This is a genomic window from Pseudomonas agarici, from assembly GCF_001543125.1.
GTDB classification, from domain to species: domain Bacteria; phylum Pseudomonadota; class Gammaproteobacteria; order Pseudomonadales; family Pseudomonadaceae; genus Aquipseudomonas; species Aquipseudomonas agarici.
The window spans coordinates 560,450-572,234 of sequence record NZ_CP014135.1 but is presented as its reverse complement, the minus strand read 5'-3'; the positions used below and the strand labels follow the sequence as shown (position 1 = coordinate 572,234).

Genomic DNA, 11,785 nt, shown 5'->3' with positions numbered 1-11,785 from the left:
CCATGAACATACTGATTCCCGGATTCGACATAGACGGCCAGATTGGCGAAGGCGCCATGGCCACCGTCTACCTGGCGACCCAACGCTCGCTGGAGCGCAAGGTGGCGCTGAAAGTCATGGTGGCCGCGCTGGCCGCCGACCCGAGCTTCTGCGAGCGCTTCCTGCGTGAAGGCCGGACCCTGGCGCGGCTGTCGCACCCGCATACCGTGACCATCCACGATATCGGCAATGTCGACAAGCTGTACTACATGGCCATGGAGTATCTGCCCAACGGCACGCTCAAGGAGCGCATCGCCGCCGGCCTGAGCCCGGAGCAGGGCCTGGGCTATATCCGCCAGATCGCCTCGGCGCTGGGTTACGCCCATGCTCAGGGACTGGTGCACCGCGATGTGAAACCGGCCAATATCCTGTTCCACGCCGATGGTACGGCGGTACTCTCGGACTTCGGCATCGCCAAGTCACTGGATGATCGCACTCAGTTCACCCAGGCTGGATTCGCGGTCGGCACACCGAGCTATATGAGCCCGGAGCAAGCGCGGGGTCAGGATATCGATGGTCGCGCCGATCTCTATGCGCTGGGCGTGGTGTTCTACGAGATCCTCGTGGGTAAGCTGCCGTATACCGGCACCGACGCGCTGTCCACGGCGCTGGCGCACCTCACCGAGCCGTTGCCGGAGCTGCCGCTTCAGCACGGTCGTTACCAGGACATCCTGCGCCGACTGCTGGCCAAGGACCCGGCGGAGCGTTTCCCGGATGCGGCGACCTTGCTGGCCGCGCTGGACAACCTGCCGTCCGAGACGCTGGAGTCGACCCTGATCCAGCCGCTGGCGGTGCCGACGCCGGTTCCGCAGCCGATGTCGCCGCTGGGAACCGATCTGGGTGGGCTGATCCCGGTGTCGATCGAGATCCCCACCAGCGCACCGGCGCAACCCGTGCCGCGACCGGCTCCACCACCGCAGCTCACCTCGGCTTGCGACTCGCAGCCACCTCGTGGCCCGCTGTTCGCGTTGCTGGCAGTAGCGGCGCTGAGCATGGGGGGCGTCGGTTACTGGTGGCTGGGCACGGATACGCCAGCGACCGCCCTCGCCCCCTCGGGCAGCCAGTCGAGTGCATTCCCGACCTCCGGCGAACCGATCCCGGATGAACAGGACGGCGGCAAGCGGCCCTTGCTGATGGCGGGCAAGAAGACCTTGTTCCAGCGCGTGTTGAGCCAGCCCGGCGCGCAACTCTACAGCTCGCCGGGTGGGCAGAAGGACGCAGTCCTGCCGACGTTTTCGGTGCTTTATGTCTATCAGCGCAAGAGCGTCGATGGCACCGATTGGTTGCGCGTTGGCGCGGCCAGTGACGGGCGCAGCGCGGGCTGGTTGCCGGGCTCGCAGGTCAGCGAATGGAAACAGAGCCTGGTACTGAAGTTCACCGAGCGTTCCGGGCGGGCGCCAGTGATGTTCCTGCGCGAGTCCAGTGACCTCGACCGTCTGTTGGCCGATCCGTCGGCGGCGAAGAACCTGCTGCTCAATGCTCGGAAGAATCCAGCGGACGACCGGCGGGTGCTGGCCCTGGAGCCGGCGGCCAGCGCCGTGCCGCAGAATCAGTTCTACCTGTTGCCGATTTTCGCCTCGCGGGAAAGCTTCGATGAAAACGGCCAGCCGGTGCAGTTGCTCAATGTCGCCTCGATCGACCCCGGTACCGCAGGGCAAAGCGCTGGCAGCAGTACGGCGCCGATAGTGGCGGCGACCGACAACTTCCGTACTGCCATTGTGCTGGTGGTGGATACCACGGTGTCGATGCAGCCCCATATCGACCAGATCCGCGATGTGGTCCATGAACTGCAAAAGCAGATCGCCCAGCGCGGCGAGCTGGACAGCGTCAGTTTCGGCCTGGTGGGTTTTCGCAACAATATCCGCAAGACACCGGGCCTGGAGTACCTGGCCAAGACCCTGGTGACCCTCGACCAGGGCCGCGATCCCGTGCGTTTCCTTGAGCTGGCGCGGCAAGTCAAGGCGTCGACGGTGTCGAGCCACTCGTTCAACGAGGATGCCTTCGCCGGGGTCATGCAGGCGGTCAACGGCATGGACTGGTCTGGCTACGATGGTCGGTTGATCCTGCTGATCAGCGACGCCGGTTCGCTGCGCAAGAACGACCCCTACAGCAGCACCCAAATGAACGAGGCGCAGATTCGCCAGGCCGCGCTGGGCAAGCAGATCAAGATCTATGCGCTGCACCTGCGCAGCGATGCCGGGAAGCAAAATCACACCTTCGCCGAGCAGCAGTACCGGACCCTCACCGCCGACGCCAACCCGAAGATCGGCGATCTCTATATCCCGGTCCAGGGTGGCGACGTGCGCAAGCTCGGCGAGCGGGTCGGCGAGATCGGCGCGGTGTTCGCCAATCTGGTGCATCAGGTTCGTAGCAACCAGCCGCAGGCCGTGCCGCTGCTGGCGGCGGCGAGTCTGGCGGACAAATCGGCGGCCATCGGTTATGCGATGCACATGGATTTCCTCGGGCGCCAGAGCGCCAGCCAGGCGCCGCAACTGGTCAGTGCCTGGACCGCCGACCGCGATCTGACCAACCCGGCCCTGCCGGCGTTCCAGGTCTGTGTGATGCTGACCAAGCTGCAGCTCAACGACTTGCAGCAGTCGCTGAAACTGATTGTCGATGCCGCCCGCAAGACCCAGACCTCGGCCAAGGATTTCTTCCAGGAAATCGCCAGCGCCAGTGCCTATATGAGCCGCGATCCGGCGGCCCTGCGCAAAGGCGGCAACCTTGCCGATGGCGGTGTCCTCGGCGAATACCTGGAAGGCCTGCCGTATCGCAGCAAGTCGCTGAGCATGACCCAGGACCTGTGGTTGTCCCTGAGCGTCGCCGAGCAAGAGGGCTTTATTGACGAACTGGACTCGAAGATCCGTCTCTACCAGACCTTCCACAACGATGTGACCAACTGGGTCCGGTTCGGCGACGCCGAGCCGGGTGACGCGTTGTACCGCGTGCCGTTGTCGACGCTGCCGTGATGATCAGCCTGCGCGAGGTGCGTAAGACGCGGGGCGAGGGCGCCCAGCGCTACAGTTTGGTGATTCCGCGCCTGACCCTGGCGCCCGGCCAGCAGTGGGCGGTGGTTGGCCCCAGCGGCTGCGGCAAGAGCACGCTGCTCGACCTGCTGGCGCTGATCTTGGCGCCGGACCGCGCGAGCCTGTTCACCTTCGATGACCACAGCAGTGCCCTGGACATCGCCGCGCTCTGGCGCCAGGGTCGCCATGCGCAGTTGGCGCAGGTGCGCAGCCGCTACCTCGGCTATGTGTTGCAGACCGGTGGCCTGCTCGGGTTTCTCGATGTGCGCACCAATATCGGCTTGTCGCGCAAGCTGTTGGGGATGGGCGATGACGGCACGGTGCGGCGGCTCGCCGAGCAGTTGGAAATCGCCGATCAACTGGACAAGCCGCCCTGCGCTCTGTCGGTGGGGCAGCGCCAGCGGGTCGCTTGTGCCCGGGCCCTGGCCCATGGGCCGCAACTGTTGCTGGCCGATGAGCCGACCGCGGCGCTCGACCCGCTGAACGCCGGGCGGGTCATGCAGTTGCTGCTGAGCCAGGCCCGTGAGCAGGGTGCGTGCTGCGTGATCGCCAGCCATGACGAAGCGCTGATGCGCGAACTGGGGTTGGCGGTGCTGCGGATCAGTTGCCAACGAGATGCCGATGGCGGTGTCACCGCGACCCTGGGAGCGGCCTCGTGATGCGCGCTGCGCTGGTGGCGGCGCTGGCCTGGCGGGATTATCGCGCCGATGCGCGCCTGTCGGCCTGTTCGGTGCTGGCGCTGGTGGCGGTGATCGCGCCGTTGCTGGTGCTGTTCGGCCTGAAATTCGGGTTGATCAGTAGTCTGACCGAGCGGCTTGAGCAGGACCCCACGGTGCGCGAGATCATTCCCCTGGGAGGCGGCCGTTTCAGTGCGGCCTATATCGCCGAGCTGGGACGCCGCGAAGAGGTGGCGTTCGCCTTGCCGCGTACCCGGCAGATCGCCGCGACCGCCGATCTGTCCACCGGCAAACAGGGCCTGGCACTGACCGTCGAGATGCTGCCGACCGCCGAGGGCGATCCGTTGCTGGGTGGCTTGCCGGCGCCGATTGGGCTGGCGGCGATGTTGTTGAGCCAGACGGTGGCCGAGAAGCTCGGGGTGAGGGCGGGTGATTGGCTGGAGGTGTCCGTCAGCCGACAGGTGGCGGGCCGGGTGGAAAGTCAGCACACACAGATCCAGGTGCAGGCGGTGTTGCCGCTGGAAGCCTTCGGTCGCGATGCGCTGTTTGCGCCGCTGGGCCTGCTGGAGGCCGCCGAAGATTATCGCGACGGTCGTGGCGTGCCGTTGCTGGGCTGGAGGGGCGAATCCACGGGCTCCTCCGCACAACGGGTGTATCCGGCCTTCCGCCTGTATGCCCGCGAGTTGAGCGATGTCGAATCGGTGCGCCGCTATTTCGCCGAGCGCGGCCTGCTGGTCTCGACCCAGGCCCAGACCATTGCTCAGGTGCAGTCCCTGAGCAGCAACCTATCCATCGTGTTCTGGATCATCGCCGCGTTGGCCCTGGCGGGCGCTTTCGCGGCAATTTTCGCCGGGGCGCTGGCGGCGGTCGAACGCAAGCGTCGAGAGCTGTCGGTGCTGCGCCTGCTTGGCCTGGGGACCGCTGCCTTGCTGCTGTTCGTGGTGTTGCAAGCGCTCTACAGCGGACTGTTCGCCGTAGCGTTGAGCGTTGCGTTGTATGCCGTGGCGGAGCAGGGCCTGAATTATCTGTTGGTGCAGGTGGCCGGCGAATACGCCAGCCAGTTGCTGTGGCGTCATTACCTGCTGGCGCTTTTTTCGGTGTTGGTGGCCTGCACCCTGGCTGCCGCCCTCGGTGGCTGGCGTGTGGCGCGGATAGAAGCTTCGCAAGGAATCCGAAATGTTTAAGCTGCACGCGGCCCTGGCGGTTCTTGTCGGTTCCCTGGTCGTGGATGGTACGGTCCGGGCCGACGACGACGGCAACAAGCTGGACAACCCCAAACCCTTGAGTGGCGATATCAGCCTGCCGCTGCCGTGCGACGGCGAGATGGTGTTCCGCTACGTCTATATCCTCGCCCAAGGCCTCCTGGATGATCGTGAAATCAGCCTGGGCTACCCCTTCAGCGAAGATGAGCCCGGCTATAAGCAGTCGTTCATTTCCGGCTACCGCCGCGACTTTATCAACGGCCAGTTCACCTTCGAGGATCTGCCCATCGATTGGCAGAAAGCCATTTCTCCGACCCTGCCGAAAATCGATAGCGGCTCGCCATTGAAGCCGATGTTCTATTTCATGGGCAAGTACCCGGTGACGGCGCGCCAGTACGCGCTGGTTATGGCCCAGGCGCCATCGCTGGCCGGCGATGAGCCGGTCCCGGTCTGCGAAGCGCCGCCGGGCATCGCCGGGCGCCTGCCCAAGGTCAAAGTCTCGCGGTTCGATGCCGAGCGTTTTTCCGCCGTCTACAGCGCCTGGCTGATGAAATATCACCGTGATCGCCTGCCGGTCAGCGGTCGGGGCTCATCGGCCGACGACGGTGGCCTGGGGTTCGTGCGCCTGCCGACCGAAGTCGAATGGGAGTTCGCTGCCCGTGGTGGCCAGGCGGTCAGCCGCCAGGACCTGGAAGGCCGGCTGTTTCCCCGGCGCCAACCGGGCAGCGATAGCGACGGCCCGCTGGCCGATTACGCGGTGTTCAACCAGGTCGCCGGCGGTACCGGCCAGGCGGCGCGCCTGATGCCGGTGGGAACCAAGCTGCCCAACCCCATCGGGTTGTTCGATGTGCTCGGCAATGCCGCGCAGATGGTCCAGGAATCCTTCCAGTTGGTGCACGCCGGGCGGCGCCAGGGCGCCTATGGCGGTTTTGTGGTCAAGGGCGGTAACTACCTTGAGGGCGAAGGGACGCTGTTTACCGGCATGCGCCGCGAGTATCCGCTGTTCGCCGCCGACGGTACCGAGCAACGCAACGAGACTACCGGTTTGCGGGTGGCCGTCGGCGCGCTGTCGGCGCCGCGCTCGCGCTACAAGGAATTGTTCAGCCAATGGGAGAAGGAAGGCCGCCTGGCGGCCCTGACCGATGCCATCGACGATGCCCGGGACCCGACCAAGCGCCTGGACGGGATCATTTCCGCCAGCAGCGACCCGCGTCTGCAAGCCGAACTGGGACTGGTCAACGAAGAGCTCAAGCGCAACGTCTCGCTGATCGCCCGCCAACGCGAGGAAGCCGCCGGCAACCTGATCCAGTCGGCGGCCCTGGTGGCCGAAACCGTCAACAACTACAACATCCGCCTGACCAACCTGAAGAAGAGCCGCCAGCAGGTCCTCGACGCCAAGGACGAGGCCAGCGCCGTGCTGTTCGCCACCGCCATCGATAACGGCAGCAGCGCGCTGGACGGCGCCGTGACGATTTATATCGACAACCTGGCAACGGCCACGCGCTACACCGATGCGGTGATCCAGGGGCAGCTCCAGCGGGTCAAGGAAGAACTCAATCGCAAGCCCGTGCTCGGCAACAGCCTGGTGGCACGGGCGACCTTGTTCGTTCGTCATGTCGAGGACTACCGCAAGCAACAGCGGGCCGATCCGGCGGCGATCTTGAACGCGTTACTCGCATCGACCGCCCAGACGCCTTGAGCGGTCGAGATCCGGCGAGTGTGGGTCTGTACGAAAACTAGCCGGGCGGCAGGGTGCCGTCCGGGCAAGTCAAACCAAGATAGGGAACATGAACATGACTTTCTCCAGCCAACCCCTTGCCTTAACCTCCAAGTGCCGTGCCGCGCTGTGGGTTGTCGCCGGATTCAGCACCGTGCTGATCGGCGGTTGCGCCACATCCGCGACCTCCAAGGTCGGCGCGATCACTAAGGTCGAGTACTACCCGGCCTGCTACGAGCCGGTGCAACACCTGCGTGCCACGGACTCGGACATGACCAAGTCCGTTGCCACCGGCGCGGTCTTCGGTGCCTTGGGCGGCGCGGCCCTCGGCGCGCTGACCGGCGACTCCGACAAGCGGGGTCGCAACGCCGCCATCGGTGCCGCCGGCGGTGCCCTCGCGGGCGGCGCGGTGGGCTACTACACCGAGAAGCAGAAGCAGATCACCGATGACAACCAGCGTATCGGTTCCTATGCCACCGATATCAACAAGAGCTCCGCCGATATCGATCGCAGCACCGCCTATGCCAGGGCGTCCCAGAGTTGCTACCAGGGCGAGTTCACCAACCTGGTCAATGCGCGCAAGGCCAAGACCCTCAACGACACCGAGGGCCGCAAGCGTCTGGCGGAAATCGTTGCCGGCCTGAAAGAGTCCAATGACCTGATCGTCGCGGTGCATGGCAAGGCTAGCGAAGACCTGAGCAACTACACCCAGGCCTACGAAAAAGACCTGCAGACCGTCGGTGTCCAGCGCAAGGACGTGGTCACCGTGGCGCGCGCCGATACCGCTCCGGTGGTTGCGCCGGGCGCTGGTAAGGGCAAGAAACCAGTCAAGGTCGCGAAGCGGCCAGCGCTGCCGACCGTGCCGAAAGAAGCGGTCGCGACCGAGAAGACCCTCCAGGACGCCAACGCCAAGAAAGCCGCCAGCCAGGAAGTAGCGACCATCGGGCAGTCTCAGGTCAACAGCATGTGCAGGAACCCGGATCTGGGCGACTGGGCACCGGTGCCTTGCCCGAACGTCTGAGTGACCAATGGGTTATTAACATGCTGAGATAAGCAGCAAACGCCCACCGATCTTCTTGTAATGAAGCAGATCGGTGGCGTTCCCCGAACAAATCGCTACACTGCGCCGGCTATTCAATTTTTTCGCCGAGGCGCTGTGCATGAAATTCCGTTTTCTTCTCTGGGCACTGGGTCTGCTGATGGCCCGGGCCAGTCGCAATAATCCAGCGTTCCAGCAGCAACTGGCTGATAAGACGCTGGTCTTCCAATTGCAAACCCTGGACGGCAAAGTGGCGCGTCACTTCACGGTCAAAGACCAGCGCATTACCAGCAAGTCCGGGACTTATCCAGAGCCGACGTTTGCCATTGCGTTCAAGGATGCCGCCTACGGCTTCGCCACGATGCAGGCGAAGAACAAGCAACTGGCGTTCATGTCAGGGATTCAAGACAAATCGATCCAGATCAAGGGCAACCCAGCGTTAGTGATCTGGTTCCAGGGCCTGACCCAGTACCTCAAACCGAAGAAAAACAAGGCCTGAGGTCTGACTATCAGGGCTGCCACAGTGTCAGGGCTGGCTGAACTGCGAAGCCAGTTCGCGCAGCAACACTTCTGCTTCCAGTACCTTATTCACCACGTCCTCGGCCTTGTCGCGGCTCAGGCCGAGGCGGGCGAGCAGGGTATCGGGAATCTCTTCTTCCTGCCCGGAACCGATGTTGTGGCTGCGCAGTAGACGTACCGCCAGGCACACCAGGTTGGGGTACTCGGCATAGTCGCCATCGTAGCTTGGGTCGTGCTGGAAGCGCAGCGCGGTGGCCAGTTCCTCCGGCATATCCCAGTAACGCATCAGCCAGGAACCGATCTGCTCGCGGCTGATCCCCAACAGGTGCTGCTCGACATAGCTGTGACACAGGTGCGGGTTGACCTCCAGGTGGCGGCAGATCAGCGAGAAGTGCGGTGGGAATACGTGGGCCAGCAGCAGGTAGCCGAAGTTGTGCAGCAGCCCCGCCAGATAGGTCAGGCCGGCTTCCGGACGCTGTGTGCGAGGCATGGCGCGGGTCAAGCCTTCGATCACCGCAGCGGTGTAGATCGACTGCTGCCAGTAGGGTGTGCTGTGTTGTGGGCGGTCTTTGGGCAGGCTCAGGGTCTTGCCCAGAGCCAGGCCGAGGGCCAGGTTGATCACCAGATCGAAACCCAGCACCCGCACAATGGCATCTTCCACCGAGCGAATCTTGCCCGGCGAAGCGTAATACGGTGATGCCGCCCAGCTCACCACCTGCGCGGCCAGTGCCGGATCGGTCTCGACCACTCCGGTGATGTCGTCGATTGTCGCATCGGGATCGACCCGCAGCTTGATGATCTTCTGCGCGGTTTCCGCCAGGGGCGGGATCTCGATGATCGCTTCCAGGCGTTGCTGGATACGCCGGGCGGTAAAGGCTTGGACCGCTTGAGTGATTTCCTCGCGGTCATCGTCCGGGCGGTCGAGGTTCAGGCGGATGCTGCTCAGCGCTTCGCCGAAGCTGGCGGCGCTGGCCTTGGTGAGCAGGCTCTTGAAGTCGTCGCTGGAGATTTCCAGCAGCAGGCCGAGCTCACCGGAGCTGATCAGCACACTGGGTTCACGCAGCAGTTGTTCTTCGTACAGGCAAGGCGAGTTGATCAGCGCCGGCAGGCCCGGTAGCCGGTGCAGATTGTGTTTGCCGAGCAGGTGCTGCAGGCGCTCGGTTGGCACGGCTGTCAGGCGCCGACCGGTGAGTTCGGTCAGGCGGTTGAGGTCGAGCAGTTGGCTCTGTGGGAACAGGACCATAAGCGCGCCGATTGCGTCGTCGAGCAGCACCGCTTGTACCTTGCGAGCCACCGGTAGGCCAGGCAAGTCTGTGACTTCACGGTAGTTGATGGCTAACTTGTCGAGCAGCAGTCGGACCACAGACGGGGTGTGCGGGGTTGCATCGATGAGGGCAACTTCTGTCATGGTCTGTATCCGGTTTCCTACAATTTTACCAGTATAACCAGCTTATCCTGGTGACCGGGCCCTGAATTGTGAGGTCTATCACACTTGGCCGTATTGTTGCCCATGGCGCAGCCAGCGCTCCAACAGCGGACTGACATGTTGTGGCCAGCGGGCGAGCAAAGCTTGGGCCGCGTCACGCACGGCAGGGAGCAGATCGGCGTCGCGCATCAGGTCGGCCACCTTGAATTGCAGCAGGCCGGTCTGGCGGGTGCCGAGCATCTCGCCGGGGCCGCGTAGCTCCAGGTCTCTTTCGGCAATGATAAAGCCGTCGTTGGTTTCACGCATGATGCCCAGGCGCTGGCGTCCGATCTGCGACAGCGGTGGATGGTAGAGCAGCACGCAATGACTGACGGCGCTGCCCCGGCCAACCCGACCGCGTAACTGATGCAGTTGCGCCAGGCCCAGGCGCTCGGGGTTTTCGATGATCATCAAGCTGGCGTTGGGCACATCGACACCCACTTCGATCACGGTGGTGGCCACCAGCAGTTGCAGGTTACCGGCCTTGAACTCGGCCATCACTGCGGCTTTTTCCGCTGGTTTCATGCGTCCGTGGATCAGCCCGACGCGCAGTTCGCCGAGGGCGGCGGTCAATTCTTCGAAGGTGGTTTCGGCGGCCTGACAGGTCAGCTCTTCGGATTCTTCGATCAGCGTGCAGACCCAGTAGGCCTGGCGCCCTTCGGCACAGGCGGCGCGTACCCGCTCGACCACTTCGAAGCGTCGGCTGTCGGCCACCAGCACGGTGTTCACCGGTGTGCGTCCGGGCGGCAACTCGTCGAGGATCGAGGTGTCGAGATCGGCGTAGGCGCTCATCGCCAACGTGCGGGGGATCGGGGTGGCGGTCATGATCAACTGATGCGGGCACATGCGTGCGCCCACGCCTTTCTGGCGCAGGGCCAGGCGTTGCTGAACACCGAAGCGGTGCTGTTCGTCGATGATCACCAAGGCCAGGTTGTGGAACCGCACTTCGTCCTGGAACAGTGCATGGGTGCCGACCACCATCGGTGTGCCGCCGGCGATTTGTTCCAGGGCGGCGGCGCGGGCCTTGCCCTTGAGTTTGCCGGCCAGCCACGCGGTTTCGATACCCAGTGGGGTCAGCCAGCGCTGAAAGTTGATGAAGTGCTGCTCGGCGAGGATCTCAGTCGGCGCCATCAGCGCCACCTGGTAGCCGGCCTCCAGGGCCTGCAAGGCGGCCAGGGCGGCGACCACGGTCTTGCCGGCGCCGACATCGCCCTGGATCAGTCGTAGCATCGGCTCGGGTTGGCTGAGGTCGTAGGCGACTTCGTTGGCGACCCGTTGCTGGGCACCGGTGGGCGGGAATCCCAGGTTGGCGAGAAACCGCTCCGGCAATTGGCGGGCCTTGGGCAAGGCCGGCGCGCGCAAGGCCCGCAGGCTTTCGCGCAGGCGTTGCTGAGACAGTTGGTGAGTGAGCAGTTCCTCGAAGGCCAGGCGATGCTGGGCCCAGTGATGACCGAGGGCGAGTTCCTCGACGTCGGCATCGGCCGGCGGCTGGTGCAGGTAGCGAATAGCATCGTCCAACGGCGCCAATTGGTAGTCGCGTGCCAGCTCCTGGGGCAGCCAGTCCGGCAGGCTGCGTGGACCGAGCATCGCCAGGCTTTGCTGGCTCAGCAGGCGCAGGCGCTGCTGGGTCAAGCCTTCGGTCAGCGGATAGATCGGAGTGAGGGTCTGGTCCACCGGCGGTGGTTCGTCGCCGGTCAAGGCGCGGTATTCCGGGTGATAGATCTCCAAGCCCGAGGCGCCGGGGCGGGCCTCTCCGTAGCAGCGCACCTGAGTGCCGCGCTTGAAACCTTCTTTCTGCGCATTGCTGAAGTGGTAGAAGCGCAGGCTCAGGCTACCGGTGCCATCGTTCAGACGCACCAGCAGGCTGCGACGCTTGCCCATGACCACGTCGGCGCCGCTGACCATGCCCTCGATCACCGCGTCCTGGCCGGGTCGCAGAGCGCCGATGGGCACGATACGGGTGCGGTCCTGGTAACGCAGGGGCAAGTGAAACAGTACGTCCTGGATGTTCTCCAGACCGACCTTGGCCAGTTTCTCGGCCATGGCTGCGCCGACCCCCTTGAGTGCCGTGACCGACACTTGCGACAGCTCAGTCACGGCA

Annotated in this window: 8 protein-coding genes; 6 read left to right on the top strand and 2 right to left on the bottom strand. The window is 64.4% G+C overall.

The features are described 5' to 3' along the window. The first annotated feature begins 2 nt into the window (after nucleotides 1-2). From AWM79_RS02670 to AWM79_RS02645, 6 genes are all read left to right on the top strand, one after another. On the top strand, nucleotides 3-3,008 hold the full coding sequence (locus AWM79_RS02670; protein WP_060782091.1) for a serine/threonine-protein kinase: 3,006 nt from the start codon (nucleotides 3-5) through the stop codon (nucleotides 3,006-3,008). Next, the gene (locus tag AWM79_RS02665) at nucleotides 3,008-3,724 is read left to right on the top strand and encodes an ABC transporter ATP-binding protein (RefSeq protein ID WP_060782090.1); all 717 of its coding nucleotides are present in this window, start codon (nucleotides 3,008-3,010) and stop codon (nucleotides 3,722-3,724) included. Before AWM79_RS02670 ends, AWM79_RS02665 begins: the two co-directional genes overlap by 1 nt. Then, nucleotides 3,724-4,926, top strand: a complete 1,203-nt coding sequence (locus AWM79_RS02660; RefSeq protein ID WP_060782089.1) for an FtsX-like permease family protein — start codon at nucleotides 3,724-3,726, stop codon at nucleotides 4,924-4,926. The genes AWM79_RS02665 and AWM79_RS02660 overlap by 1 nt, the downstream gene beginning before the upstream one ends. Continuing rightward, nucleotides 4,919-6,643, top strand: coding sequence for a formylglycine-generating enzyme family protein (locus AWM79_RS02655; protein ID WP_060782088.1), 1,725 nt, complete (start codon nucleotides 4,919-4,921; stop codon nucleotides 6,641-6,643). Before AWM79_RS02660 ends, AWM79_RS02655 begins: the two co-directional genes overlap by 8 nt. A 94-nt stretch (nucleotides 6,644-6,737) precedes the next feature. Next, on the top strand, nucleotides 6,738-7,682 hold the full coding sequence (tagQ, locus tag AWM79_RS02650; protein WP_060783932.1) for a type VI secretion system-associated lipoprotein TagQ: 945 nt from the start codon (nucleotides 6,738-6,740) through the stop codon (nucleotides 7,680-7,682). Nucleotides 7,683-7,821: 139 nt separating this feature from the next. Next, nucleotides 7,822-8,199, top strand: a complete 378-nt coding sequence (locus tag AWM79_RS02645) for an SCP2 sterol-binding domain-containing protein (protein ID WP_060783931.1) — start codon at nucleotides 7,822-7,824, stop codon at nucleotides 8,197-8,199. 27 nt (nucleotides 8,200-8,226) lie between these two features. Here AWM79_RS02645 and AWM79_RS02640 read toward each other — a convergent pair whose 3' ends face one another. Both AWM79_RS02640 and recG read right to left on the bottom strand, forming a co-directional pair. Continuing rightward, nucleotides 8,227-9,627: an aminoacyl-tRNA deacylase and HDOD domain-containing protein gene (locus tag AWM79_RS02640; RefSeq protein ID WP_060782087.1), complete on the bottom strand. Its 1,401-nt coding sequence runs from the start codon at nucleotides 9,625-9,627 to the stop codon at nucleotides 8,227-8,229. Nucleotides 9,628-9,705: 78 nt separating this feature from the next. After that, entirely contained in the window at nucleotides 9,706-11,781 is a 2,076-nt protein-coding gene (gene recG / locus AWM79_RS02635) for an ATP-dependent DNA helicase RecG (RefSeq protein WP_026013005.1), read from the bottom strand. Nucleotides 11,782-11,785: the final 4 nt, after the last annotated feature.